Here is a 24,967-nt window from a genome sequence, read left to right as displayed (position 1 = left end):
CCGTTTTTCTGTTCTGCGATGCCCCTGTGGAACGGCGAAATTCTAGGCCGACAATGCCAGAATGGTGGTTGGTTGCGGCAGCGGCACTTCTGCTGCAATACCGTCTTCAATCCTGCTGATCTGGCCGCTGATCATGATCTGGTCCAGCGGGGCGGGCCTGCCCAGATAAAAGCCTTGCGCCGCATCGCACCCCTCCGCATCCAGAAGCGACAGCTGGCTCTGCGTTTCGATGCCCTCGGCCAGAACCGGGATGCTGAGGCTCTTGCCCAGCGCGAGAACCGCGCGAATAATGGCCTTTGCCTGCGGGCTCGTCTCGACTTCGCTCATGAAGGAACGGTCCAGCTTGATCGTATCGAAGGGAAACGACCGCAGGGTTTCAAGCGACGAATATCCCGTTCCGAAATCATCGAGGGCGATGGTGACACCCAGCTGTTTGATTTGGCGCAGGATATGCAGGGTCCGGACCTTATCGGCGATGATCGTCGATTCCGTGAGTTCGAGCTCGAGGCGGCTGGCAGGCAGCTGGGTTTCCAGCAGGATTTCATGGATCAGCTTCGGCAAGTCGGCATGGGAAAGCTGAACGGGCGACAGATTGACCGCAATCTTGTAGGCAGGCGTCCAGGATGTGGCGGCGGCACAGGCCCTTCGCAGGACCCATTCGCCCAGTTGCAGGATCAGCCCGGTTTCCTCCGCAAGCGGGATGAATTCTGACGGCGGGATGAAACCGTGCTTCGGATGCTTCCAGCGCAGCAGGACTTCATAGCCGCGAACCTCGCCGGTCGAAACAGCGGTCTGCACCTGATAGTACAGGTCGAGTTCATTGTTGTCGAGCGCCTCGCGCAGCTCTCCCGCCAATGTCCGGCGGGCCCGGACCGTTTCGTCCATTCCCTGTTCGTAGAAGCAGACTGCCGTGGTCCGGTCGGCCTTGGCGCGATACATGGCAAGGTCGGCATTGTTGATCAGCATTTCCTTGGTATCGGCATCGTCGGGATAGAGTGCGACGCCGATGCTCGCTCCAGGGTTCACGTCAAAATCGCCAATGCGGATGGGCTTGAACATCGCTGTTTCAATGCGGGCGAGAAACCCGTTCAGCGCTTCTCCGCTGTGCGCGTGATGAATGGCGGCAAATTCATCCCCGCCCAGCCGTGCGACAAATTCCCCGTCGTGCAACAGATCGCTCATGCGCTGCGCCAGCGTGCGCAGAACCTCATCGCCGGAACTATGCCCACGGACATCGTTGATTTCCTTGAAGCGGTCGAGATCGATGCAGACCAGCGCAATCCGGTTTCCGGTATTGCCGGCGGCGCGGATTTCCCGGTCGAGGCGGTCATTGAAGCTGGCGCGGTTGGGAAGGCCCGTCAGATTGTCGTTCATCGCCATCTGGCGCAGCCGCTGATACGAATCCGCCCGTGTACGGTCATCGATGAGGTAACTGACGAGCCCCGTACCCACGACAATCATGCCCACCAGCGCAATCGCCAGGGCCATGGCCTGCAGGGCCGCATGATCGGTGAACGCACCCGCCGTCGACAAGGGGGTAATTTTGAACGCCGTCATGCCGGTAAAATGCAGGCTGACAATGGCAAGCGCCAGCACGCCGGACGCAGCGGCCAATCGCCTGTTGAATTTGCCATTGACGGCAAGGTGCAGTGAAACGGCTGAAAGGACGACTGACAGAACGATCGAGGCCATCAGATAGGTCATGTCCCAATCGACGATACCCTGGACGCGATAGGCGAACATGCCGGTGTAATGCATGGCTGCGATGGATACACCCAACAGCGAACCGCCGACGATGGAAGGCAGCCGGCCCGATCCGCTCGTAGCTATGACGAAGCTTACCAGCGCCCCGCCGATTGCGACCAGAAGCGAAACGATGGTCAGGACGGCATCGAAGGCGACGGGCGCTCCCGGATCATAGGCCAGCATGGCGATGAAGTGGGTACACCAGATCGCCGATCCCGCCGCCGTTGCCGTCAGGAAGTGCCATCCGATTTTTTCCGGGCCCGTTGTAGTCGCCGCCCGCTGGAACAGGCGGAAGATCGCCCATGAACCCGATACGCAAACGAAAGCCGCAAGGAGAACAAGCCAAATGTTGTGTTTTCCGCCGATACACGCCATCACCAACATCATGATTACGGTTCTCTCTGTCCCTGTTTGCATCCTCCCGTGGTCTTCCACTACGGACAAACACTTGATGTTGAATTAACGGATCAGGTTATTATTGGGTTGATTTCCAGCTCACCCCACGGGCGGCACACAAACGTCCCGCTGAAGCCGGTTTTTCTAAATTTGAACTTGAGCTGTTCAATCAAAATAAATCATGTCGCGACATCGCGGGGCGCCGGTTACACTTTATTCATTTCGAGGCAACCAAATGGTTCAAAATGCTATTTGGGGCACACAAGATGAAATCAGTATTGGCTCTTGCAATTGCAGCTTTGGTTTCGCTCGGCGGTATGGCTTCGGCGGAAAAGCAGACACTGAGAATAGCGACCGAGGGCGCCTACCCGCCCTTCAATTTCATCGATGCCTCTGGCAAGCTGACCGGTTTCGACGTTGAAATCGCCCATGCCCTCTGCAAGGAGATGGACGCAAACTGCTCAATCGTCACGGTGCCGTGGGTGGAGATCATCACGCGGCTTGAACAGCACGAATACGATCTCGTGGTTGCCAGCATGTCGCTGACCGATGAACGCGCGAAGCGCATGGAATTTTCCACGCCCTACTACCGTTCCCATTCGGCTTTTGCCGGCGATCCGCAGAAATTCCACGACATTTCCCCCGCTGCCTTGAAGGGCATTAAAATCGGCGCCGGCAAGGATACGATGCAGGCTGAATATCTCAAGAAAGTCTACCCCGAAAGCACGATCATTCTGGCCGCGGATCAGCCCTCCGCTCAGAAACTGCTGACCTCCGGCAGTGTCGAGCTGATGCTGGCGGACTCGATAGAATTGCTTGCCTTTCTGCAGTCACCCGAAAACTCCAGGTTCGACTATGTCGGTGATCCGCTCACCAGCGATCTCCTGCGCAGCACATCGCATGTGACGGCCTCGAAGGGCAATACCGAGCTTATCCAGCAGGTCAACGAGGCGTTGAGCCAGATCCGGCTCAACGGAACCTATGACCGGATCAACAACAACTACTTTCCCTTCAGCATCTATTAGGCCGTTACCCGACATGCGTAATCCTTTTCAGGGAATGCAAATTTCGATGCGGGCTGCAGGTCAGCTCCTGATTGCGCTTGTCCTCGTCTATGCCGTTGCGGCGGCCGGCTATTCATTCTTCCTGCTGCAAAAGATCGAAAGCAACGCCGATTACGCGCAGGAAAACCAGCTGCCGCTCGTCCTGGCCCAGAACCGCAATGCCCTGAAGATCGAACGGCTGGCCTCGCTTGTCCGCTCAGCCTATCTCGCCCGGGATCGCGAACTGGAACGGCAGGTGCAGCTGCAGACCCATGTCCTCGCCAGAAGCTTCACCCTGGATAACAATGCGCAACTGGCCGACAAGGTGCTGGAAGTCGCCGAACAGGTAAAGCGCATCATTGCCAAGCGGGAACAGATCAGGCGAAGCGAGACACTGGCCCAAACGAAAACCGAAGGGATTTCCGCCGCACAGCTGGATAAGCAGGCGCTCGAGGCCTATCAATCGGCCATGCATCTGACGGACAGCTTGACACAGGACCTGACGACGGACGCCGCAGCGCTCGCCTATGCGATGTCGGGCGATATTCAGAAGACCGCCAGGATGATCCAGCTGGCATGGATCGTCATCCTGATACTCCCGGTGATAATCGCCATCGGCGCGCTGTTCGTTGTGGCCCGCCACATCATTGCCCCCATCCATACGGCGATCAACTATCTCGGGTCGATTGACCGGCAGGAAGCGGGCGACGTCAAGTTCCGCCATCCCCTGTTCCGCGAACTTTCCACCATTTTCGATGCCATTCAGGCCTATGGCCGGGTGTCACGCGACCTGTTGGAGACCAACACCATTCTGCACACCCTGTCCGAGGAGGATGGCCTGACCCGGCTCGCCAACAGGCGCAGTTTTGAGCGAAAGCTCGTCGAGGCGTTCAACACATCCGTCGAGCGGGGCGATGATCTGGCCATCGTCATGGTCGATCTCGATCACTTCAAGTCCATCAATGACCGCTACGGCCATCAGGCCGGTGATACGTGTCTCAAAGCCGCCGCCAGCGTCCTCAGCGGCGTCTGCTCGGACCGGGTATGTCATATCGCGCGGTATGGCGGAGAAGAATTTGCACTTGTTCTTCCCGCCTGCAGCCTGGAAGACGGTGTCTGCGTGGCAGAGGCCATCCGGACCTCGATCAGCAGCCTGCGTATCAAGGCCCCGCAGGACGACATCATAAGAATGACCGCCAGCCTTGGCGTCGCGTCGATGCGAAGCGGCGTTTTCGACAGTTCGGAACAGATTCTGGAAAATGCCGACAAAGCGCTGTACCGGGCAAAACACAGCGGCCGGAACAATGTCAAGGCAATCGCCGGACACGACATTGCCGTGCCGATCGTCGCTTGAGCCGATAACCGGGCAGCCAACGCGCCGTTCTGACGCTGTGTGGATCAATCGGGAAGAATCCGGACAAATTGCGTCACTAGAAAGAAGGCGCGGAAACGTATAGGTTGTCGCTGCAACTTAAGGTTTTATTCATCCGAGGACAAAGCGATGAGTCGGCCCTCAAAGTGACAAAGGCCAGCACCACTTGCCTGGCAAATGCCGACCTATCACCCGAGCGGCTGACTGCCGTCGACCTCGGTTCCCCATATCCGATTGCATCGAACGATACTGATATAGGCAAGGCGCTTGATCGCCCGATCGAATTCTCTGTCAAATAGGAGAGAACGGCAATGACCTATCTACTTTCGACGTACTGGCCTTGGATGTTGATTGCGCTTCTTCTGGGCATCGCAGTGGGTTTCATGACCTTCCAGCGATCGGTCCAGGCATGGCGGCCGGTTTCCTGGCCAAGCTGGCTTAGACTGCTTTGCCTGCTCTTCGTCGTCGGCCTCGTCGTCGCGGTGCTGAAATGGCTGCCGGGTCTTGCCGGGCAGTATCTGGAAGCGGCTCTGCTGCTTGTCGGCAGCTACATCGTCGGTTATTTCGCCGGCAGCTGGCTGGCAAGTCTGCGCGCCGCCGAACCGGCTGTCCAACTGCAACCCGCCATGGCCCCGGCGGCGGCACCGGTTGCCGCCGCGCCGGCCGCAACGGCTCTGGCCAGCGACGGTCATCCCGGACAGCGCCCGCCGTCAATCGACAGGGTTGCGACCCCTGACAATCTGAAACGGATAGCAGGCGTCGGCCATACCAACGAGATCAAACTCAACGAGCTCGGCATCTGGACGTTCAGCCAGATCGCGGCGTGGAACCATCAGAATGCGGAATGGGTCGGGAGCTACCTCGCCTTTCCCGGACGCATTGAACGGGAAGACTGGATCGGTCAGGCGGCACGGCTTGCACAGGGCCTGGAAACGGAATTCTCACGCAGGGTGGATCATGGCGATGTCCCCACATCGCTCTGACCCAAGCATGCCGGAACGCCGGTTGCGGCAGGGATGACTCATTGCTGCCCCAAAATCCTGCGATCATCGAGACGTTGGAATCATGCGATGGAAAAGAGGAAGAGATGAGTGAAAAACGTTTTTCTGTCCCCGTTGCAGTACGATTGGGCATTGCGGGACAGAGGATGATCTACAGCACATGGGAAGCGGTAGAATGTCTCAAAATCCACTGGCCGCGCAATCACGGCCCCAAATACCGGAAGGCACTCCAATCCTGTATGGACGCCCTTGATGGGTGGAAACCAGCCCACAAGGCCCGGCGTGCATTTGTCGATGCGGCACGCGAGGCCGGCATTTTCCTTGAGGTCAAACCTCAGCATTAGCCTGCCTCGCCTGATCGTTATGGTCGCGGTAAATTGCGGTGCCATGCCTATTGCGCATTCGACATAGAACTATTCCACATTTGCGATGCCATCCCGTGCGGAAGAGCGCTATGAAAACGCCATAAGGGAGCGCACGGGATGGCACAGGCCAACGGCAATACACAACGATCGCGAGCGCGGGATATCGGCATTGCTCCCGGCCACTATCCGCCCGGTCCGCTCAACGCGATCACCGATGTGGCTGGCGTGCGTGTGGGGCACGTGACGATTGTCGAAGGCGAAACCATCCGCACCGGCGCCACCGCGATCCTGCCGCATGGCGGCAACCTGTTCCAGGACAAGGTACCGGCCGCGATTGCCGTGCTCAACGGTTACGGAAAGTTCGCCGGCTCGACCCAGATCGAAGAGCTGGGCGAGATGGAAACGCCGGTTCTTCTGACAAACACATTGGCAACCGGCAGGGCCATTGAAGCCATCAACCGCTGGACCCTGTCGCAGCCGGACAATGGCCAGCTGGTCTCCATCAACGCCGTGGTCGGCGAAACCAATGATTCCCGTCTCAATGACATCCGCAGCGGGCGCCCCAGCATCGAGGAGATGGGCGAGGCGCTTGCAGCGGCCACCGACGGCCCTGTCGCGGAAGGCAGCGTCGGCGCGGGCACGGGTACGGTGGCCTTCGGCCTGAAAGGCGGCATCGGCACAAGTTCCAGACGCGTCAGCACGGGCGGAAAGGATTATACCGTCGGCATTCTCGTCCAGTCCAATTACGGCGGGCATCTGCGCATCGATGGGTCACCCTATGCCAGTTCGGCAAGCGAAGACCGGGACGGCTCCATCGTCATCATCGTGGCCACCGACGCGCCCCTGTCGGACCGCAATCTGAAGCGTCTGGCCACGCGCGCTTTTGGCGGCCTCGCCCGAACCGGTGCGGCGCTGAGCAACGGTTCGGGCGATTACGCCCTGGCCTTTTCCACCGCAACAGAGGTTCGCCGCACGAAAAGGCAGCGCAAGAAAGTCACGGCAATACCGGATCTGCCGAATGAGCTTGCGTCGCCGCTGTTCGAGGCAGCCATCGAAGCAACGGAAGAAAGCATCCTCAATTCCCTGTGCATGGCGCAAACCACCGAAGGTTTCAACGCCGGCACATCGAGCCCCAACCGGGTCGAGGCCATCTCGCTCGAGACATTGAAGCGCCTCGCCCGCCGGTGATTTTCCGGCCGACGCACCCTTTTCATACCAAGGAGTTCCCATGAAACACACGGCCGACAGCCGCATCGCCTACGTCAACGGCGCGTTCGTTCCCGCTGCGGAAGCACGTATTTCCATCTTTGATCGCGGCTTTCTTTTCGGCGACGGGATTTATGAAGTCACTGCCGTTCTTGGCGGCAAACTGGTCGACAGCAAGCCTCACACCACGCGGCTGCAACGGTCGACGAATGAGATCGGCATCCGGATGGCGGTCTCCCCCGAGGAGATCGAGCAGATTCAAAAGACCCTGATCGAGCGGAATGCGCTCGTCGAGGGATTGATCTATCTCCAGATGACGCGCGGTGCCGAGGAACGGGACTTTCTGTTTTCCGATGACCTCGAGCCAACCCTTATCATGTTCACCCAGGTCAAGAAGCTGCTCGATTTGCCGGCCGTGAATACGGGGCTCGCCATCAAATCCGTCGACGACATGCGCTGGGCGCGCCGGGATATCAAGAGCACCTGCCTGTTGCCGCAGGTCCTGGCCAAGCGTATCGCAAGGGAAGCGGGCTGCCAGGAAGCATGGATGATCGAAGATGGCCTGGTCACCGAAGGCGCATCCTCGACCGCCTATATCGTGACACCGGAAGGCTCGATCGTCACCCGCGCCAACAGCAGCAAGACGCTGCCCGGATGCACGCGTCTCGCTCTTCTGCAGCTGGCACAGGAAACCGGCATGCGCATCGAGGAGCGCCCGTTCAGCCTCGCCGAGGCTCTTGCCGCCACGGAGGCGGGCATGAGCAGCGCATCCAACTTTGTCCTGCCGGTCACGACGATCGACGGACTGCCCGTTGGCAACGGTACACCCGGCCCCGTCATGCGGCGGTTGCGTGAATTGTATATCGAGCACGCATACAAGACGGCGGTCTGACCCTCGGCGCCGCGGATCTGCCTTTCCATATGCGGCAAGGCAGATCGCACGGCGTCAGTGCGATGACGTCATTTCGGCGATGGCTTGCCAGACGCGGCGAACCACGGGCCGCCGGTTTTGCCGGGACCGGTAAAGCCGGATGTCGACGCTGATATCCCAGCTTGGATCGGCAGCGCGGACCAGCGCGCCCTGCGCGAGATCGGCTCGCGTCAGGCTCTCCGGTGCCCAGGCGACACCCCAGCCGGCAAGCGCCATGCCCGTCAGTCCGACAGCCATGCTGCCCTCATGCACAAGCGTATAGTCCGGCTGCCGCCTGGCAAAGAGGTCGGCCATCAGCTGGCCGAAGAACGAAGCCTTTTCATAGCTGATATAGGCGACCGGTTTCCCCTCGCGGCCAAGCGCGTGCAACGGCTCTCCATCAGCGCCGGGTGCCGACACCGGAATGATATTTTCCGAACCGAGCAGCTGATACTCGAATTCCAGGGGATCGAGCAGCAACGGCACCGACGCATGGGCGTAGGTCAAAAGGAAATCGCATTCGCCATCCACCAGGGAATTGGCGTTCTGCTCCATGATGCCGGAGTCCGGGCGCAACCGGGAAAGGACCGGTCCGGTTTTTGTGTTCAGCGCCTTCAGCCATTCCGGGAAAAGAGTGAATGACAGGGTGTGCAGCGCCGTGAAGGTAATCGTGTGCGCATCGATCCCCTCGTCCACCTTGAATTTGCGCCGGGCCTGATGAAGCGTCTTCAACGCCTCCTGCGCGACGGGCACAAACTTGTCTCCCGCATCGGTCAGGCGGGACGGATAGGTCGCCCGGTCTATGAGGGTTGTTCCGAGCCAGGCTTCCAACTGCTTGATGCGCCGGCTGAAAGCGGACTGCGTGACATGTCTCTCATCGGCAGCTTTCGAAAAATTCAGCGTATTCGCCAGCGCGAGAAAGTCTTCGAGCCACTTGATTTCCAATGGGACGGTTCCTGCTTCACAACAAAAAGGCACCCGCGGTGAGCGGGCGCCTTCCCGTATTACGGAAAGCGATGCGGATTTCAAATCAAAATCAGCGTGCCAGCGTATATTCCATCATGCGGCTGCGGCTGAGAACCAGCTCGACTTTTCCATCGGCGAGGCAATGCAGGCAGATGCGCTTGCGCCAGGGTCCATCGATGAGAGTGAAGAGGAAACGGCCATTGCCCAGGGGAACCAATGGCATAGCATGGCGCGTCGGGCCGATCCCCATGCTTACCATGCCATCGCGTATATCGAAACGCGCCCCATATTCAGCGGCGACCCAATGGCCGTCCAGGTCGGCGGATGCCAGTCCCGGCTTTACCGGCAGGAACCGCCGGTTGATATAACCCGCCTCGCCTTCCAGGGCCGTGCCGGTCCAGCGCAGCCGCATCGGCGAGGAAGCGGATCGCGATGAAAACCAGCCGTCGCCATCGTCATAGAGCGTATCCTCGGCGTCGAGATAGGTGGCAATGCCGCCCGCCATTTCAATCCAGTACGGGCCGGTTTCCGTGACGTAGAGACCGTCGGGAATGGTGCAGTTTGTCTGTGGCAGCGGCAGTCCCGTGAGGGCACCCATCGCGGCCAGGGCAATCTTGTAGCCGTTGGTATCGTCGCGATTGGACACAACGACAAACCCGGTTCCCGCTTCCGGATCAAGGAGGAAATAGGATTTGTAGCCGGGGTGAGAACCGCCGTGGCCGACGAATCGGCGCCCGGCCAATTCCGACCAGCGCAAACCAAGTCCGTAGTTGGATGGGCGGCCATCGCCCATGCAGCGGGTGGCGGAAAGTGCCCCGAGCAGGCCCGCATGGCGATCACCGCCTGCAAGCAAATGCTGCAGCCATACGGCAAGGCTGTTGCCGCTCCCCGTCAGACTGCCGGACGCGGAGATATGCAGGCCAGCAGCACTGAGCTGCCACGTTTCATCATCCTTGAAATAGCCCGGCACGAGACCGGAAACCGGATCGTTCCACACTTCCGGTGCCTTGAGGAAGATACCCAGCGGACCGGCAATCTCATCCTGGACAAAAGCGTCGAAGGTCTTCCCCTTGCGTTCGAGAGCCGCTTCGACCAGACGATAGCCGGTATTGGAGTACGAAACGTCCGTGCCGGCGTCGAAGTTCAGCCGTGTCAATGAGCTGAGAAAATCCAGGAGCGGCTGTTTCTGTGTTTCCGTATAAACGGACAGCCCGAGAAGCGTCAGGCATTCGCGCACATCCGGCAGACCACCGCTCATGTCGAGGGCACGGCCAACGGTCACGTCGGCGAGCGGCGGCTGCAGCTCAGCAAGATGGTCACCGAGGCGATCATCCAGCGCGATAAGACCAGCGTTTTGCAGCACCATTGCCGAAAAAACATGCTTGGTCACCGAGGCGTAGCGTACCACGCTGTCAGCTGAAAACGCCGTGCCTGTCGCGAGGCTTTCCAATCCTCCGGCATAGGCGAAGCGGATGCCTTGCCTATCGAAACCGATGATGGCCCCGCCCGGCTCGTTGGCCGGCCATTGACTTGCAAAGTTTTCGGCACAGGCCGCAGCGGCCACCCAATTCAAACTGACGGACATCCGGTCCTCCGTTATGCCGGTTCTTCGAGATTGATGCTCAACGTGCGAAGCGCCGATGTATGCGCGTGTTTCGTGCGTCCTGCCCGCAGATCATCGGCACTCAATTGCTCGACCATCTCGCCGTTCAGCATGACGCCAAGCTGCGGACACAGATGCGCGATGACCGCCAGATTGTGACTGACGAGGACATAGGTCAAATTCCGTGCTTGCCTGAGATCGGCCAAGAGGTTGAGAATTTCTGCCTGCACCGACACGTCAAGCGCGCTGGTCGGCTCGTCCAGCAGCAGGACCTGCGGTTCGGCAATCAACGCGCGAGCAATGGCAACACGTTGGCGCTGGCCGCCGGAAAGCTGGTGCGGATAGCGAAAGCGCACGGTCTGCGGCAAGGCAACGTCCGAAAGTGCCTGCTTGATGCGTTTTTCGACGTCCGGCAGTTTGTGCACCAGGAGGAGTTCACTGAGAATCCGGTCGATGGTCTGGCGCGGGTGCAGCGAACCGAACGGATCCTGGAACACCATCTGCACCTGACGGAAAAAGACGGGAGGACGTTTCAGCGGCGCATCCGTGCCGTCGAAGGCGATGCGCCCGCTCCAGTCTTCATTGAGACCGGCCATCGCGCGCAAAACCGTTGATTTGCCCGATCCGCTTTCGCCGACGATGCCGAAGCTGCCGCCCTTGGCAACATCAAAGGAAACGCCGCGGACAACTTCATGCGTGCCGAATGAGATTCTGAGTTGATCGACCTTGATCATGGGTTGAGCCACGCTGCATCGCGAGTGAGAACGGGAAGTCTTTCCTTGGGGTGCATCAGCGACGGCATGCAATTCAGCAGGCCCTTCGTGTAGGGATGCTGTGCCTTGGCGAGTTCGGAAGCCTTGAGCTCTTCCACAACCCGGCCGGAATACATGACGGCAACCCTGTCGCAGAAATGCGAGACCAGCGGCAGGTCATGGCTGATCAGGATGAGGCCCATGCCCCGGCGCGACACCAGATCGTCGATAAGACGCAGGATTTCCGCCTGCACCGTTGCATCGAGTGCGCTGGTCGGTTCATCGGCGATCAGCAGTTCCGGATCGGGCGCCAGCATCATGGCGATCATGACGCGCTGTCCCATGCCGCCCGAAATCTCGTTGGGGTAAGCACCGGCCACCTTGCGAGGGTCGCGGATCATCACCTGATCCAGCAGTTCAATGGCAGCTTCCGCCGCTTCTTTCCGGCTGCCCTTCTTGTGGGTACGCCATGATTCGGCAATCTGGCTGCCCACCGTCTTCACCGGATTGAGCGAATATTTCGGGTCCTGCAGAATGAACCCGGCACGCTTTCCGCGGATCTGGCGCATGCCGCGTTCCGAAGCACCGAGAATATCGATGCCATCGAACGCAAGCCTGTCGGCTTCAATCTTGGCATTGCTTGGCAGAAGCTTCATCAGGGCGCGCGCCGTCAGGGACTTGCCCGAACCGCTTTCGCCGACGATGCCGAGTTTTTCGGTACCCAGCTGCATGGATACGCCGCGCACGGCCTCGAACCGGCTTGTTCGCGTTTCAAAGGCAATACGAAGGTTCTTGATATCGACCAGCATCCTGTTTCCTAATTCTGCTTCGGGTCGAGGACGTCGCGCAGGCCATCACCCAGGAAGTTGAAGGCGAGCGATACCATGAAGATCGCTATTCCCGGGATTGTCGCAACCCACCACTGTTCGAAGATGAAGCGTTTGGCCGTGGCAATCATCGCGCCCCATTCCGGGGACGGCGCCTGCGCGCCCATGCCGAGAAAACCGAGACTGGCCGCAGTGATGATGATCGAACTCATGTCGAGCGTGGTGCGCACGATCAGGCTTGGCACGCACAGCGGCGCGATATGGCGCAGCATGATGCGCCAGCGCGATGCGCCGGTCAGGCGGTACGCGGCGACATAATCGGTGTTGCGGATCGTCATGGTTTCCGCCCGGGCCAGCCGGGCATAGGGCGGCCATGCGGTCAAGGCGATCGCAAGGATTGCACTCTCCACGCCGGGCTTCAGCGCAGCGACGAAGGCGAGGGCAAGAATGAGACGCGGAAACGCCAGAAACACGTCGGTGATCCGCATGAGAGCGGAATCGACCACCCCGCCCATATATCCGGCAACACAACCCACAGCCAGACCAATCGGCGCAACGACGGCTACCACCGACACCACCATTCCAAGGGTGACGCGGCCGCCGAACAGGATGCGCGACAGGATATCCCGCCCCAGTTCATCCGTTCCGAACCAATGCACAGCCGAGGGACGCGCCAATCTGTTGCCGAGATTTTGCAGGCTCGGATCATAGGGCGCGATCAAGGGTGCCAGCAGCGACAGCAGGGCAAACAGAAGGATGATGCCGAGGCCGATCATCGCCAGAGGATTGGACTTCAGGCTCAGCCAGATACGGTACCGGCGTCCCCAATTGGCTTGCGAGCGCGAGGCGGGGGTTTCATCCAGCGCCCAGTTACGAAAAGATGTCTGTATCATCGGACGCGTGGATCCAGGAGTTTGTATAAGATATCGGCGAGCAGGTTGAGAACGACATAGATCAGGCCGATCAGCAGCGTTGCGCCCACAACCGGGTTCATGTCCGCATTCATCAGCGAGATGGTCAGATATTGCCCAAGGCCCGGCCAGCTGAACACCGTTTCCGTCACGACCGCCCCTTCCAGCAAACCGGCATAGGTGAGCGCGAGAACCGTGACGAGCTGGACTGCGACGGTCGGAAAGGCATGTTTCCAGACAACGGCGGCGGCAGAAAGCCCCTTGGCACGCGCGGTAATGACAAACTCGCCCTTGAGCGCATCCAGCATGAAGGCGCGGGTCATGCGCGTGATGTAGGCCATGCTGAAATAAGCGAGGATGCAGACGGGCTGTATCATGTGGATGAGCGCGTCATAAAGCGCATCCCAATCCCCGGCAATGATGGAGTCGATTGTCAGGATGCCGGTGACGTGCGGCACCATATCCTGAAAAATGATGTCCTGACGCCCCGGCCCCGGCGCAATGCCGAGCACGGCGTAAAACACCAGCAGCGAAATCATCGCCAGCACGAAAACCGGAACGGAATGGCCGGCGAGGCAGATGACGCGGATGGTCTGGTCGACATAGCTTCCCTGCCGAACGGCGGCCCAGACGCCAAGCGGAATGCCGATCACGGCGGCAAGAATGAGCGCCGCGGTTGCCAGTTCCAGCGTGGCCGGGAAATAACGCGCGATATCGGTCGCCACAGGATTGCGGGTCAGGATGGATTTGCCGAGATCACCCTGAACGATCTGCGCGAGATAGTGGAGGAACTGGATCACCACCGGCTGATCCAGTCCCATTTCGATCCGCGCCCGGGCGATGACGGCCTCGGGCGCATTGTCGCCCACGGCGGCGATCACGGGATCGACCGGCATGACGCGGCCGATCATGAACGTGATCACCGTCAGCCCGAGCAGTGTCAGGAAGACACTGCCGAGAAGGCTGGACAGATTTTTTATCCGCGCGTTCAAGCCTTTGCGATCCCTGCATAGGAGTGGGAGTCGGACAATGTGCCAAGGCGCATGCCCGAAACAGCCTTGCGGCAGGCAGCCGTGGTTTTTGTCTGCAGCATCAGGGCAAAGGGGCTGTGCTCCATATGCGCCTTCTGCAAGGCTTCGTAGAGCTCGATGCGCTTCTGCGGATCCTTCTCGTCGCGGGCTTCTTCGGCCTTTTTGGTCATTTCCGCATCCTGCCAGGACGAGCGCCAGAGGAACGGCTTGGTCTTTGCGTTGTCCGAGTTGTCGAGATTGATGTTGAACACATCGGCATTGGCATGCGGATCGAAATAGTCCGAACCCCAGGCGGACAGCGCCATCTGATGTTCACGGGCACGCATTTTCGTCAGAACCTGGCGGTTTTCGGCCGCCTGCAGCTGAACGCGAATACCGATTTCGGCAAGGTTCGCCTGAAGAGCCTGTGCAATATCCGGATAGGGCTGGGCCGAATAATGGTCCATGACGATATCGAAACCACCGGCAAGGCCTGCCTCGGCCATGAGTGCCTTGGCCTTTTCAACATCCTTCTGGAAGGGTGTGTCGTTCACGGCGCCGGGAAAGCCCTCAGGCAGGAAGCTCTGATGGATTTTGTGCGTCAGCGGCACGATGTTCTGCTGGATGCCCTTGTAGTCGATCGCCCACTTGACCGCCTGCCAGACCTGCGGCTTGGCCAGATTAGGGTTCTTCTGGTTGAGCGAGATAAGTACCAGCGAAGCCACGCCCTTCTGCACCAGCGTATAGTTCTCGTCGCCCTGAAGCGTGCGCAGCTGCTCGGTCGTCAGGTTGCGCGCGATATCGGCGTCGCCCTTCTGCAGCATCAGCAGCTGGGATGACGGATCGACCACATGGCGCAGGATGATGCGCTTGATGTTGCCCTTATAGGCGCCTTCCGGATTGACCTTGAGCGTGACGCTTTCGCTGGGCTTCCAGGCCATGAGCACCCACTCGCCGGAACCGGCGCTGTTCTTCTGCAGCCAGCCATTGCCGAAATCGTCGCCCGCCACGTTTTCCAGAACCACCTTCTTCTCGACGATGCTGCCGACATTGGCGGACAGGCAATAGAGCAGGAAGGACAGGGAAACCGGCTTTTCAAGCGTGATCTTCAATGTCTTGTCGTCAACAGCCTTGATCTGCTGCTCGACATTCTCGGCGGTAAAGCCGAACTGCGTGATGATGAACGCGGGTCCCTTGTTCATCTTGACGGCGCGCTGCAGGGAAAATGCCGCGTCTTCGGCTGTCACCGGCGCACCGCTGGCAAACTTTGCACCCGCGCGCATCTTGAACGTGAATACCTTGCCGTCGGTATCGGCTTCCCATGATTCGGCAAGGCCGCCATCAACCTGATCGGCATTTTCGAGATTGGGATGTACCAGCTTGTGATAGATATTGCCGGCAATCTCGCTGCCGACCGCCTCAAAGCTTTCATGCGGATCGAGGCTTGTCATGTTGTCGATCTGCTGCGCGACAACAAGGATGTCCTTCGGTGTATCGGCAAATGCCTGGGTCAGATTGACATAGGATAGAAACGGTATCGCTGCGCCGCCAATCAACAGATTGCGTCTTGAGATCATGTTGCGTGCCCCTTTGCTCATGGTTCTTTTGTTCCCGGACGCCGCCCCGCCGCAGACATCGTCTGACTGGCTCGCCGCCCAAATTTCTTGCGTGTCAATTTTTTAAGCAGGCTCTATCATGCTGGTTGAACGGGCGGCCAATGCCGATTTTGGCAGTACCTATGCACACTGTGCATGCGGCGGGAACAGAGGTACGGAACAGGCGCGCCGATGCGTTGCGCGCATGGGCAGCGACCGAAAACGCATTTGCCATTTGCCGGTATTCGCGCCAAAGCTGGTGACAGCTTCGGGACTCGCTCCCGCCACCGCAAAACGCACCAAGGTTTCCTGACCCATGACCAGCCATTCAATCGTCCCGGTTTTCGACGGGCACAACGATGTCCTGCTCCGCCTCTGGATGTCGACCGAACCGTCGCCGGAGAAGCGCTTCATCGAGGGGGAAAATGTGGGTCATATCGACCTGCCGCGCGCGAAAAAGGGCGGACTGGCGGGAGGACTGTGCGCGATTTACGTTCCGACGCCATCGCCGCAGAAAAATACCAATGGCGACTACAACACGCCGGACATGGAAAGTGCGCTCAACACCACCCTGGCCATGGCCGCGCTTCTGACACGGATCGAACGGCAGGCGGAGGACCGCCTGCGCATCTGCCGGACGGCGGATGATATCCGCAATGCAATGAAAGACGGGGCGTTTGCCTCGGTGCTCCATATCGAAGGCGCGGAAGCCATCGGACCCGACCTCAATGCACTCTACGTCCTGCATCAGGCGGGGTTGCGCACGCTCGGACCCGTGTGGAGCCGCAGCAATATCTTTGCCCACGGCGTGCCCTTCCGCTTTCCCAGTTCCCCGGATATCGGGCCGGGCCTGACCGACCATGGCAAACAGCTGATCCGGACCTGCAATGAGCTGCGGATCATGGTTGATCTCTCCCACATGAACGAACAGGGCTTCTGGGATATTGCGGCCATATCGGACGCGCCGCTCGTGGCCTCGCATTCCAATGTGCATGCGCTGTGCACGCACAGCCGCAATCTGACGGACCGCCAGCTCGACGCGATCCGCGATACAGGCGGACTGGTCGGCCTGAACTTCGGCGTCCTGTTCCTGCGTCAGGACGGCGTGAGAAATCCCGACACGGATTTGAGTGAGCTGGTGCGGCATGTCGATTACATCGTCGATCGCATCGGGATCGATCATGTTGCACTTGGATCGGACTTCGATGGCACAACCATTCCAGCCGCCATGCGCGATGCCGGCGATCTGCAATTGCTGGTCGATGCCCTGCGCCAGGCGGGCTATGATGGGGAGGCGCTCGACAAGATCTGCCACGGCAACTGGATAAGCGTTCTCGAACGCACGTGGACGAACTGACCGGAGTTTCGCCGGTCGGTTCTCTGCTTTTGTTTACATGGTGATTCTGGAGCAATGGGCCAGGGTAACGGCCCAGTCATCCGCCGTGCGGCTCCAGACACGGGTAAAGGCCAGTTTTTCAGAAAACTTTTCGCCGTAATAGGTTCCGGTAAACCTGACCCGCAACGAAACCAGAACTGCATTGCCAAGCGGCCGGATGATGCTGTCGAGGACGTCGATCTGTTCGAGCGCCAGGACACCGCTGCGATGCGCTTCAAGGTCCTGCGCCTTTTCAATCCGGCGTCCCTGATGATCGATGAAAATGAGGTCGTTGGCCAGCAGCACATCGAGCGCTTCAACGTCGCTGCGCAGCATCGCAGACCTCAGGCGTTCTTCGCACTGCTGAATGGCGGCTTCATCGGCTGTATCGAATGCAGTGGTCATCTCATCATCTCCTCCCCTTTTATTCCGTATCGGCCGAAACCACCGGAGGGCGTGGGCATCGACCGCAAACACGCATAAAGGCTATCCGTCATATCTGAACAAGGCAATAACCTCTAATTTTCTCCGGAACAAGTTGCGCCGTCGCTCCACTTTGACGCGGGCCTTGTCAGAGCGCCGGGGCGGACAAATCGCCGAGAACTGTCGGGATCAGTTCGGAAACGGTGGGGTGGACAGGCACCGCCCATTTGAGCGTGGGGTAGCCCACCTTGGCGCTCATCGCGTCGATTATCCCATGGATCGCCTCATCGCCGCTGGTACCCAGAATCGCCGCGCCCAAAATCTGCTGTGTCTGCGCATCGGCAACGATCTTCATGAAGCCCTGCGTTTCGTCTTTCTCGACAGCCCGGCCAACCCGGGTCATGGGTCGCTTCGACACCAGAATGGGGCGGCCCGTTGCTCTGGCCAGGGTTTCGCTCATTCCGGCCCGAGCGAGCGGCGGGTCGATATAGAGCGCATAGCCGGGAACCCGATCGCTGACCTTGCGGCGCTCGCCATCCAGCAGATTGGCCGCCACGATTTCATAATCATTATAGGCCGTGTGGGTGAATGCGCCCTGCCCGTTGCAGTCTCCAAGCGCCCAGACACCGTCGGCACTCGTCGCCAGAAAGTCATCGACCTTGATGTAACCCCGCTCGTCCGTCTCGATGCCTGCCTTGTCCAGACCGAGATCGTCGGTATTGGGACGGCGGCCAATCGCCAGCAGCACGTGCGAGCCGACCACACTGCGCGCGCCGGAATCGCAATCGAGATGAACTTCCGTGCCGTCGGCATGCGGTTTGAACGCGATGCAATTGGCATCGAGACGGCAGGCAACGCCTTCATTGTCCAGGATGGACCTGATCGCCTCGGACACATCGGCGTCTTCGCGTCCAACCAGCCGGGGACCTTTCTCGACGACAGTGACCTGCGATCCGAAGCGCCGGTACATCTGCGCGAATTCGAGGCCGATATAGCTGCCGCCAACCACCACCAGATGCCGAGGCAAGGTATCGAGCCGCATCATGGTCGTATTGGTGAGATACTCCACATCCCGAATACCCGGCATGTCCGGAATGTTGGCGCGCCCGCCCACATTGATGAAAATGCGCGGCGCCTGAAAAAGCGCGCCGTCGACAGCAATCGTATGAGCGTCGACGAACCGGGCATGCCCCTCGACAACCCGGCAATTGTGCATGCCGCGCAGCCAGGTCTCGACACCCGTGCGGGCATTGAATGAAACGGAATCGGCACGCTGCCGCACACGCTTCATGTCGACGCGAACGGGCTGTTCTATCACAACGCCATAATCGGCCCCGCGCCGGGCAAGGTGCGCCGCGTAGGCGCTGGCAACCATCGTCTTCGTCGGCATGCAGCCGGTGTTGACGCAGGTGCCGCCAAACAGTTTTCGCTCGACAATCAGCACGCTCATGCCAGCCGCGGTCAGCCGGCTTGCGAGCGATGGACCCGCTTGCCCCGCCCCTATGATGATCGCGTCGAATGCGTGGCCCATGACAGTGCTCCAGCGTTAAGGGTGTGCGAGAGTAACAAGAGCGGCATTGGTTCGGAAGCCGCGTCTTGCCCGGAAATCGAAACATCGACAGCTGGCTGCAAGATCGGTAGAAGCAAACAATGAACTATCTGCGGCAAGCCACAGCCAGCCTTACTGTTTTCGCAACCGCAAGCGTGCGGGAACTCCGGTCGTTGGCAAGGCCCGGACCGCGGATGGTCGACGAGTTCGAGTGCGTCATATCCGTGCTGCTCGCCATCATCTTCGCGCACGTCCTTGGGGCGAAAAACATCGGTTGGGCGGCGTTCAGCGGCTACATGGTGATGCGCTCGCATGTATCGGAAAGTCTCACCCGCGGCATTCTGCGCATCATCGGCACATCGGCGGGTGCGGGTACCGCTTTGGCCCTGGCCCCGCTTGTCATCGGCAAGCCGTTTCTTCTCAGCCTGTCGCTGGTCATTATCGGCGGCGTCACGCTTTACTTCGCCCTCGTCGGAAAACGCAGCTATGCCTGGCTGTTCACCGGGCTGACATTCTGCATGGTGCTGATCGACGGCATGAAACATCCATCGGAATCGGTGCTGCCGTTCGCCCAGTCGCGCCTCGTCGAAATCCTTGCCGGCACCCTCGCCTGCATTCTCGTCAGCGCGGTATCGACCTTTACCATCCGGCGCCGGCTGCCGCGACAATCCCGGGAAACGCCCGCGCAGACCGCGATAAGACACTCCGTGATCTGGCACAGGGGCGCCGCGAAGCATGCGCTGCAAGCCGCCATCGCTCTGGGGCTGATTCCATGGATATGGCTGTGGACGGGCATCACCTCCCTCAGCCAGTCGAGCATCACCATCATGGCCGTGATGATGATTCCGGCGAGCCGTCTGGCCGCAAGCGTGCTGAACCCGATCACATCGCGGCTTGTGCTGCGCTTTGTCGGCTGCAGCGTCGGCGGCCTGATCGCCACGATCATCCTGCTCGGCAGTCATCATTCGCCCGTCCTCATGACGCTTGGCGTGTGCATCGGTGTCCTTGTCGGGCGGCATATCGAAAACAGCAACTCCTCCATCAGCTATATCGGAACGCAGTTCGTCCTTGCCTTTCTTGTCGTCCTCGTGCCCGACACCTACACCAGTGCCGCGCTGGAACCCGGTATCGAACGGCTTGCGGGCATCCTGTTCGGCGTGGTCATCCTGGAGCCGGTTCTCCTTGCCTCCCACTATCTCTTCCGTGATCACACGCCGCGAAATGACGGCCCTGACATCAAGCAGCCATCATCAAACGAATAAATACCGTGGCGAATGCGGATCATCTTTCTGCAATAAACTTTACGCGCGCAAATTTTTATATTGACACAGCAACATAAATTGAACATCCATGCGGCGGACGAAGGTGGGAGGAGCATCGGCCATCGCCAACGGACGAAGCACGGCAGAACGGCCATGCAGTATCCGGTTGTGTATCGCCAATGCCCATCTGCCGGCTTTCGAGAAAACAACTGTTCTGGAGGGAACAATGATCCGTACCCATTTTACCAAACTGCTGCTTGCTGGCGCCGCCGCACTGATGGCCACCGGCGCTTTTGCCGAAGGTATCGGCGCTTCGCTGCTCACCCAGCAGCATCCATTCTATATCTCGCTTGCTTCGGCAATGACCGCGGAAGCCAAGGCGGAAAACCTGCCGCTTGAAATCGCGATTGCCAATCAGGACCTGAACAAGCAACTCGCCGATGTGGAAGATTTCATCACCAAGGGCGTCAGCGTCATCATCATTTCGCCTGTGGACAGCACGGGCGTGAAATCCGCCATCGCCAAGGCGCAGAAGGCTGGCATCAAGGTGATCACCGTGGACGTTCCCGCCAAGGGCGTTGAAGTCACCTCGCATGTCGGCACCGACAACTATACCGGCGGCGTCAAGGCTGGAGAGCTGATGGCCAAGCAGATCGGCGACAAGGGCAATGTGGCTGTCATTGACTACCCGACGGTGCAGTCGGTGGTTGATCGCGTCGAAGGCTTCAAGAAGGCGATTGCCGCGCATCCCGATATCAAGATCGTCTCCATCCAGACCGGCATCACCCGTCCCGAGGCGCTTGCCGCCGCCCAGAACATCCTGCAGGCGAACCCCGATGTCGTCGGCATCTTCGGCTTCGGCGACGATGCGGCCCTTGCTGCAGCCTCGGCCGTCAAGTCGGCAAAGCTGCAGGATCAGGTCAAGGTCATCGGCTTCGACGGCATGGAAGAAGCCCGCAATGCGGTCAAGAACGATCCTATCATGGTCGGCGTGATCGCGCAGTATCCGGACCAGATGGGCAAGGTTGCGGTTGCGACCGCGGGCAAGGTCATCAAGGGCGAGACCGTTGACGCCAAGCAGCCGATCGTTCCTGGCGTTGTCACCAAAACAGGCGAAGAAAAGTAACCCCCGCCAACGTCAACAAACAACAGTGCCATCCGCGCAGGACCGCCGCGCGGGTGGCAGTCCAGGAAGACCTGCGGTAAGGATTGTCATTCATGGCCGTTTCATCCAACGCACCTGTGCTTGAAATCAAGGACGTCGCCAAGACCTTCGGTCCGGTGACGGCACTCAAGCGCATGAACCTTTCCGTGCGGCCCGGGCGCGTGCATACGCTGCTGGGCGAGAACGGTGCCGGAAAATCCACGCTCATGAAAATTCTCGTCGGCCTGTTCCAGCCGACATCGGGCTCGATTATGCTGCGCGGCGAGCCATACGCTCCGAAGAACCCTATCGAGGCAAAGGCACTGGGCCTCAGTATCGTGTTCCAGGAGCTCAGCCTCTGCCGCAACCTGTCGGTTGCCGAAAACATTCTGGCGACGCATGAACCCAACCGGTTCGGCTTCATCAATGAACGCGATCTCAACGCACAGGCCGCGCAGATCGTTCAGGACCTCGGCCTGCCCGTCAATGTGCGCACCAAGGTCGGCGATCTGTCCATCGCCCAGCGCCAGCTGGTGGAAATCGCCAAGGGGCTCAGCCGTCCCGCAGACGTGGTCATCCTTGACGAGCCGACATCCTCACTGTCCGACAGCGAAGCGGAAATCCTCTTCACCATCATCGAACGCCTGAAGGCCAAGGGAACGGCCATCATCTACATCTCGCACCGCATGGAGGAAATCATGCGGATTTCCGATGATATCACGGTGATCCGCGACGGTTCTTTTGTCGCGACAACGGAAAAGCAGAACACGAGCATCGAAGGCCTGATCGCGCTGATGGTCGGGCGGGAGATGAAGGACATTTACCCGCCGCGTCTTGTCGAACGCCCTTCATCTGCGGTGCCTCCGGTTCTTGCGGTTGAGAACCTGTCCGAAACGGGAAAATTCGAGAATGTCTCGCTGGACGTGCGCCCGGGCGAAGTTGTCGGCCTGTTCGGCCTGATCGGGTCCGGCCGCTCCGACGTGATGAAAGCCTTGTTCGGTTTCGGGCAACCGGCCGGGACAATCCGCCTCAACGGCAATCCCGTGCATCTGCGCTCCCCGGCCGATGCGATCCGCCACGGCATCGCCTTCGTTACGGAAAACCGCAAGGAAGAGGGACTGGTGCTGCAGCACAGCGTCGAGCGCAACATCAACATGGTCGCGCTGGGCCAGCTGGCCGGACAGTTCGGCTTTACCCGCCCGGCCCGCGAACGGGCGGCGGCCAAGACGGAAGTCCTGCGCCTTGCCATCAAGACCGCCTCCATCGATACCCCTGCCGGCTCGCTCAGCGGCGGCAACCAGCAAAAGATCGTCATTGCCAAATGGCTGCAGACGCAGCCCAAAATACTCATTCTTGACGAACCGACACGCGGCGTCGATGTCGGTGCGAAATTCGAGATTTACCGCATCATCCGCGAGCTTGCCGCCGCCGGGACGGCAATCCTGATGGTATCGTCGGAATTGCCGGAAGTGCTCGGCCTCAGCGACCGGCTCGTCATCATGCACGACAAGCGCGTGGCGAAAACGCTGGATGCGCAGGGCCTCAGCCCCGAAACCGTTATGACCTATGCAGCAGGAATACACCAATGAGCAATTCGACCGAGACGAAGCAGGCGCTTCTGGCTTCCCCCCTCATCCGGCAATATGGTGGCATCGTCATCTCGCTGATCATCCTGTGCCTGGTCTTCTCCTCGATCAGCCCGCGGTTTCTCGCCTTCAACAATTTCATGAACATCATGCAGCAAGTGGCTGTGATTGCAGTTGCTGCCTATGGCATGACCTATGTGATCCTGCTCGGCGATATCGATCTTTCCGTCGGCTCGATCATCGCCGTGGCGGGCATGGTGGCCGCGCAGGCCTTTTCCATGGGTTTTGGCTTTGCACCGACTGTGCTGATCACGCTGGCGGCAGGCGCCATCATGGGCGGGCTCAACGGCGTCCTGTCGGCAAAACTCATGCTGCCATCCTTCATCGTCACCGTTGCGACCATGGGCATCTACCGCGGCGCTGTCAGCCTGCCGACCAACGGCGCCCCCGCTTCCATCGAGAATGAAACATGGCTGGCCATCGGCAGCGAAAGCTGGCTTGGCCTTCCCATCATCATCTGGATCGTCATCGCCCTCTTTGCCATCAACCACATCGTCCTCTCCCGCACGATCTTCGGCCGCCGCGCCTATCTGGCCGGCGGCAACCGCGAGGCGGCGATCTATTCCGGCATCCGCGTCGACCGGTTGAAGATCATCATCTTCATGATCTCAGGCGTCATGGCGGCGATCAGCGGCATCCTGCTGTCCTCGCGCCTTTCCTCGGCCCAGACCAATGCCGGCATGGGCTATGAACTCGACGCGATTGCCGCGGTCGTGCTCGGCGGCACCAGCCTTGCCGGCGGCGTCGGCACCATGGTCGGCACCATTCTCGGCGCGCTCATCATCGGCGTCATCAACAACGGCATGAACATGCTGGCCGTGCCCTATTTCTACCAGCTTATCTTCAAGGGCATCGTCATTCTCTTCGCCGTCTGGCTGGACGTGCGCAGCAAATCAATGCGGGCCTAACCGGAGACAGCAGGCCCGGGGAGGAACACGGCAAACGGTTCCTCCACCGTACGTTTGAGATAGGCGAGATAGGACACGTAGCTGCCGTGATCGGGCGCGATGCGCCCGAACTGTGCGTCCGGCATGGATGCCATCGGAATGAGAACGATAGGTGCTGATATCGGCGTCAATTGCGCGCCGCGGCCCGCCTGCAATGTGGTCAGGATTCCGTACATTTCGCCCGTAATGGACGGGCGCGAAACGATGATCAGGCGCTGCTGTCCCGACGTATTGGTCGCGAGATAGATGTGGCCGGAAAGATTCGGGATCGCCACCGTCCCCTGCTGGGTAAAGGCCGCATCGAGCCGTTCCTTTTCAATGAACCGCAGATTGGATGCGGCATCGTTCCAGCCGATCTCGGTGCAATAGGCAAAGATTGCCTTCGGGTCGCCGAAGGAAGGGCGCAACGTCAGATACCGGCCTTCAATCCACCCGGCTCCTGCGCGGGAATAGGCGCCGAATTCCTCGCTGGCATGTCCACTGTTCACCGCAACCGGGCTATCGAGCTGGTCCGCCGCGCGCAGACGCATGCCCAGCGCTTCTTCGAGCCGGATCGTGGTTGCCAGCGTAAACGGCCGGTGGCCGGAAAGCGCCTTTTCCAGGGTGGACAGGCTGATCTTCGCCTGGTCGGCCAGATACTGCCGCGAAACCCGCCGCCGCGCCATTTCCTCGCGGATCTTCGTGGCGACCGCCTGGTTCTGCCGCTCCGATAGCTGACTGTCGATATCCCCGGCCATAGGCCTCGCTCCCGTCAAATCACGTACATTCCTTCACATATCCACACAAGGCCGTCGGGGGCAAGACATCTCGTGACGGGGCCGTGCGGAACATTCCCGAAGCTTACGCTGGCGGCAAAAAGGCCCATGTATGAAATGGGGAAAGCTTCCCGATGGGAGCACCAACAGGAGCTTTCCCGAT

At 59.7% G+C, this 24,967-nt stretch carries 22 protein-coding genes; 11 read left to right on the top strand and 11 right to left on the bottom strand.

What is annotated here, in order from left to right; all coding sequences use genetic code 11:
* Positions 1-42 precede the first annotated feature (42 nt).
* Positions 43-2,133, bottom strand: coding sequence for a bifunctional diguanylate cyclase/phosphodiesterase (locus RDL77_RS06625; RefSeq protein WP_288192250.1), 2,091 nt, complete (start codon positions 2,131-2,133; stop codon positions 43-45).
* A 275-nt stretch (positions 2,134-2,408) separates the two neighbouring features.
* On the opposite strand from RDL77_RS06625, the gene RDL77_RS06620 reads away from it, so the two are divergent.
* The 6 genes from RDL77_RS06620 (at position 2,409) to RDL77_RS06595 (ending at position 8,021) form a co-directional block, all read left to right on the top strand.
* Positions 2,409-3,167, top strand: coding sequence for a transporter substrate-binding domain-containing protein (locus tag RDL77_RS06620; RefSeq protein ID WP_223614896.1), 759 nt, complete (start codon positions 2,409-2,411; stop codon positions 3,165-3,167).
* Between the two features lie 46 nt (positions 3,168-3,213).
* Positions 3,214-4,539 carry a diguanylate cyclase gene (locus tag RDL77_RS06615; RefSeq protein ID WP_288192249.1) on the top strand — a complete coding sequence of 442 codons (1,326 nt, stop codon included), beginning with the start codon at positions 3,214-3,216 and terminating at the stop codon, positions 4,537-4,539.
* Positions 4,540-4,868: 329 nt separating this feature from the next.
* Positions 4,869-5,540 (top strand): hypothetical protein, encoded by a 672-nt coding sequence (locus tag RDL77_RS06610; RefSeq protein ID WP_288192248.1) that lies wholly within the window; start codon positions 4,869-4,871, stop codon positions 5,538-5,540.
* A 41-nt stretch (positions 5,541-5,581) separates the two neighbouring features.
* Positions 5,582-5,902, top strand: a complete 321-nt coding sequence (locus RDL77_RS06605) for a DUF982 domain-containing protein (RefSeq protein ID WP_288192247.1) — start codon at positions 5,582-5,584, stop codon at positions 5,900-5,902.
* A 138-nt stretch (positions 5,903-6,040) separates the two neighbouring features.
* The gene (locus tag RDL77_RS06600; RefSeq protein WP_288192246.1) at positions 6,041-7,111 is read left to right on the top strand and encodes a P1 family peptidase; all 1,071 of its coding nucleotides are present in this window, start codon (positions 6,041-6,043) and stop codon (positions 7,109-7,111) included.
* Positions 7,112-7,151: 40 nt separating this feature from the next.
* On the top strand, positions 7,152-8,021 hold the full coding sequence (locus tag RDL77_RS06595) for a D-amino-acid transaminase (RefSeq protein WP_288192245.1): 870 nt from the start codon (positions 7,152-7,154) through the stop codon (positions 8,019-8,021).
* A gap of 54 nt (positions 8,022-8,075) precedes the next feature.
* Here the strand turns inward: RDL77_RS06595 and RDL77_RS06590 are convergent, their stop codons facing one another.
* The 7 genes from RDL77_RS06590 to RDL77_RS06560 all read right to left on the bottom strand — a co-directional run bounded on the left by RDL77_RS06590 (position 8,076) and on the right by RDL77_RS06560 (position 15,685).
* Positions 8,076-8,984, bottom strand: a complete 909-nt coding sequence (locus RDL77_RS06590) for a LysR family transcriptional regulator (protein WP_288192244.1) — start codon at positions 8,982-8,984, stop codon at positions 8,076-8,078.
* A 91-nt stretch (positions 8,985-9,075) separates the two neighbouring features.
* Complete coding sequence (locus RDL77_RS06585; protein ID WP_288192243.1) at positions 9,076-10,590, bottom strand: serine hydrolase; 1,515 nt, start codon at positions 10,588-10,590, stop codon at positions 9,076-9,078.
* An 11-nt stretch (positions 10,591-10,601) separates the two neighbouring features.
* Complete coding sequence (locus RDL77_RS06580) at positions 10,602-11,342, bottom strand: ABC transporter ATP-binding protein (protein WP_288192242.1); 741 nt, start codon at positions 11,340-11,342, stop codon at positions 10,602-10,604.
* Entirely contained in the window at positions 11,339-12,169 is an 831-nt protein-coding gene (locus RDL77_RS06575) for an ABC transporter ATP-binding protein (RefSeq protein ID WP_223614889.1), read from the bottom strand. The genes RDL77_RS06580 and RDL77_RS06575 overlap by 4 nt, the downstream gene beginning before the upstream one ends.
* 8 nt (positions 12,170-12,177) lie before the next feature.
* Entirely contained in the window at positions 12,178-13,080 is a 903-nt protein-coding gene (locus tag RDL77_RS06570; RefSeq protein ID WP_223614888.1) for an ABC transporter permease, read from the bottom strand.
* Positions 13,077-14,090 (bottom strand): ABC transporter permease, encoded by a 1,014-nt coding sequence (locus RDL77_RS06565; RefSeq protein WP_223614887.1) that lies wholly within the window; start codon positions 14,088-14,090, stop codon positions 13,077-13,079. The genes RDL77_RS06570 and RDL77_RS06565 overlap by 4 nt, the downstream gene beginning before the upstream one ends.
* Positions 14,087-15,685 (bottom strand): ABC transporter substrate-binding protein, encoded by a 1,599-nt coding sequence (locus RDL77_RS06560; RefSeq protein ID WP_223614886.1) that lies wholly within the window; start codon positions 15,683-15,685, stop codon positions 14,087-14,089. Before RDL77_RS06560 ends, RDL77_RS06565 begins: the two co-directional genes overlap by 4 nt.
* A gap of 334 nt (positions 15,686-16,019) precedes the next feature.
* On the opposite strand from RDL77_RS06560, the gene RDL77_RS06555 reads away from it, so the two are divergent.
* Positions 16,020-17,060 carry a dipeptidase gene (locus RDL77_RS06555; RefSeq protein WP_288192240.1) on the top strand — a complete coding sequence of 347 codons (1,041 nt, stop codon included), beginning with the start codon at positions 16,020-16,022 and terminating at the stop codon, positions 17,058-17,060.
* 33 nt (positions 17,061-17,093) lie between these two features.
* On the opposite strand, the gene RDL77_RS06550 is transcribed toward RDL77_RS06555, so the two are convergent.
* Complete coding sequence (locus tag RDL77_RS06550; protein ID WP_223614884.1) at positions 17,094-17,483, bottom strand: nuclear transport factor 2 family protein; 390 nt, start codon at positions 17,481-17,483, stop codon at positions 17,094-17,096.
* A gap of 166 nt (positions 17,484-17,649) precedes the next feature.
* Positions 17,650-19,032: an FAD-containing oxidoreductase gene (locus tag RDL77_RS06545; RefSeq protein ID WP_288192239.1), complete on the bottom strand. Its 1,383-nt coding sequence runs from the start codon at positions 19,030-19,032 to the stop codon at positions 17,650-17,652.
* Between the two features lie 119 nt (positions 19,033-19,151).
* Between RDL77_RS06545 and RDL77_RS06540 the strand changes: the two genes are divergently transcribed.
* The 4 genes from RDL77_RS06540 to RDL77_RS06525 all read left to right on the top strand — a co-directional run bounded on the left by RDL77_RS06540 (position 19,152) and on the right by RDL77_RS06525 (position 24,010).
* Positions 19,152-20,312, top strand: coding sequence for an FUSC family protein (locus tag RDL77_RS06540; protein ID WP_288192238.1), 1,161 nt, complete (start codon positions 19,152-19,154; stop codon positions 20,310-20,312).
* 226 nt (positions 20,313-20,538) lie between these two features.
* Complete coding sequence (locus RDL77_RS06535; RefSeq protein WP_223614881.1) at positions 20,539-21,438, top strand: substrate-binding domain-containing protein; 900 nt, start codon at positions 20,539-20,541, stop codon at positions 21,436-21,438.
* A gap of 92 nt (positions 21,439-21,530) precedes the next feature.
* Positions 21,531-23,045, top strand: coding sequence for a sugar ABC transporter ATP-binding protein (locus RDL77_RS06530; protein ID WP_288192237.1), 1,515 nt, complete (start codon positions 21,531-21,533; stop codon positions 23,043-23,045).
* Positions 23,042-24,010, top strand: a complete 969-nt coding sequence (locus RDL77_RS06525) for an ABC transporter permease (protein ID WP_223614879.1) — start codon at positions 23,042-23,044, stop codon at positions 24,008-24,010. Before RDL77_RS06530 ends, RDL77_RS06525 begins: the two co-directional genes overlap by 4 nt.
* On the opposite strand, the gene RDL77_RS06520 is transcribed toward RDL77_RS06525, so the two are convergent.
* Positions 24,007-24,786: a helix-turn-helix transcriptional regulator gene (locus tag RDL77_RS06520; RefSeq protein WP_288192236.1), complete on the bottom strand. Its 780-nt coding sequence runs from the start codon at positions 24,784-24,786 to the stop codon at positions 24,007-24,009. The genes RDL77_RS06525 and RDL77_RS06520 overlap by 4 nt on opposite strands.
* Positions 24,787-24,967 lie beyond the last annotated feature (181 nt).

It is taken from the genome of uncultured Phyllobacterium sp. (genome assembly GCF_902479695.1).
GTDB lineage: Bacteria > Pseudomonadota > Alphaproteobacteria > Rhizobiales > Rhizobiaceae > Phyllobacterium > Phyllobacterium calauticae.
Note: the sequence above shows the minus strand (reverse complement) of the source record. Positions and strands in the feature narration are given on the sequence as shown.

Excerpts from the sequence above, each read along its gene's own strand:
- RDL77_RS06625 (WP_288192250.1), bottom strand. The coding sequence starts at position 2,133 with ATGATGTTGGTGATGGCGTGTATCGGCGGAAAACACAACATTTGGCTT.
- RDL77_RS06620 (WP_223614896.1), top strand. The coding sequence starts at position 2,409 with ATGAAATCAGTATTGGCTCTTGCAATTGCAGCTTTGGTTTCGCTCGGC.
- RDL77_RS06615 (WP_288192249.1), top strand. The coding sequence starts at position 3,214 with ATGCGGGCTGCAGGTCAGCTCCTGATTGCGCTTGTCCTCGTCTATGCC.
- RDL77_RS06610 (WP_288192248.1), top strand. The coding sequence starts at position 4,869 with ATGACCTATCTACTTTCGACGTACTGGCCTTGGATGTTGATTGCGCTT.
- RDL77_RS06600 (WP_288192246.1), top strand. The coding sequence starts at position 6,041 with ATGGCACAGGCCAACGGCAATACACAACGATCGCGAGCGCGGGATATC.
- RDL77_RS06595 (WP_288192245.1), top strand. The coding sequence starts at position 7,152 with ATGAAACACACGGCCGACAGCCGCATCGCCTACGTCAACGGCGCGTTC.
- RDL77_RS06585 (WP_288192243.1), bottom strand. The coding sequence starts at position 10,590 with ATGTCCGTCAGTTTGAATTGGGTGGCCGCTGCGGCCTGTGCCGAAAAC.
- RDL77_RS06580 (WP_288192242.1), bottom strand. The coding sequence starts at position 11,342 with ATGATCAAGGTCGATCAACTCAGAATCTCATTCGGCACGCATGAAGTT.
- RDL77_RS06575 (WP_223614889.1), bottom strand. The coding sequence starts at position 12,169 with ATGCTGGTCGATATCAAGAACCTTCGTATTGCCTTTGAAACGCGAACA.
- RDL77_RS06570 (WP_223614888.1), bottom strand. The coding sequence starts at position 13,080 with ATGATACAGACATCTTTTCGTAACTGGGCGCTGGATGAAACCCCCGCC.
- RDL77_RS06560 (WP_223614886.1), bottom strand. The coding sequence starts at position 15,685 with ATGATCTCAAGACGCAATCTGTTGATTGGCGGCGCAGCGATACCGTTT.
- RDL77_RS06555 (WP_288192240.1), top strand. The coding sequence starts at position 16,020 with ATGACCAGCCATTCAATCGTCCCGGTTTTCGACGGGCACAACGATGTC.
- RDL77_RS06550 (WP_223614884.1), bottom strand. The coding sequence starts at position 17,483 with ATGACCACTGCATTCGATACAGCCGATGAAGCCGCCATTCAGCAGTGC.
- RDL77_RS06545 (WP_288192239.1), bottom strand. The coding sequence starts at position 19,032 with ATGGGCCACGCATTCGACGCGATCATCATAGGGGCGGGGCAAGCGGGT.
- RDL77_RS06540 (WP_288192238.1), top strand. The coding sequence starts at position 19,152 with ATGAACTATCTGCGGCAAGCCACAGCCAGCCTTACTGTTTTCGCAACC.
- RDL77_RS06535 (WP_223614881.1), top strand. The coding sequence starts at position 20,539 with ATGATCCGTACCCATTTTACCAAACTGCTGCTTGCTGGCGCCGCCGCA.
- RDL77_RS06530 (WP_288192237.1), top strand. The coding sequence starts at position 21,531 with ATGGCCGTTTCATCCAACGCACCTGTGCTTGAAATCAAGGACGTCGCC.
- RDL77_RS06525 (WP_223614879.1), top strand. The coding sequence starts at position 23,042 with ATGAGCAATTCGACCGAGACGAAGCAGGCGCTTCTGGCTTCCCCCCTC.
- RDL77_RS06520 (WP_288192236.1), bottom strand. The coding sequence starts at position 24,786 with ATGGCCGGGGATATCGACAGTCAGCTATCGGAGCGGCAGAACCAGGCG.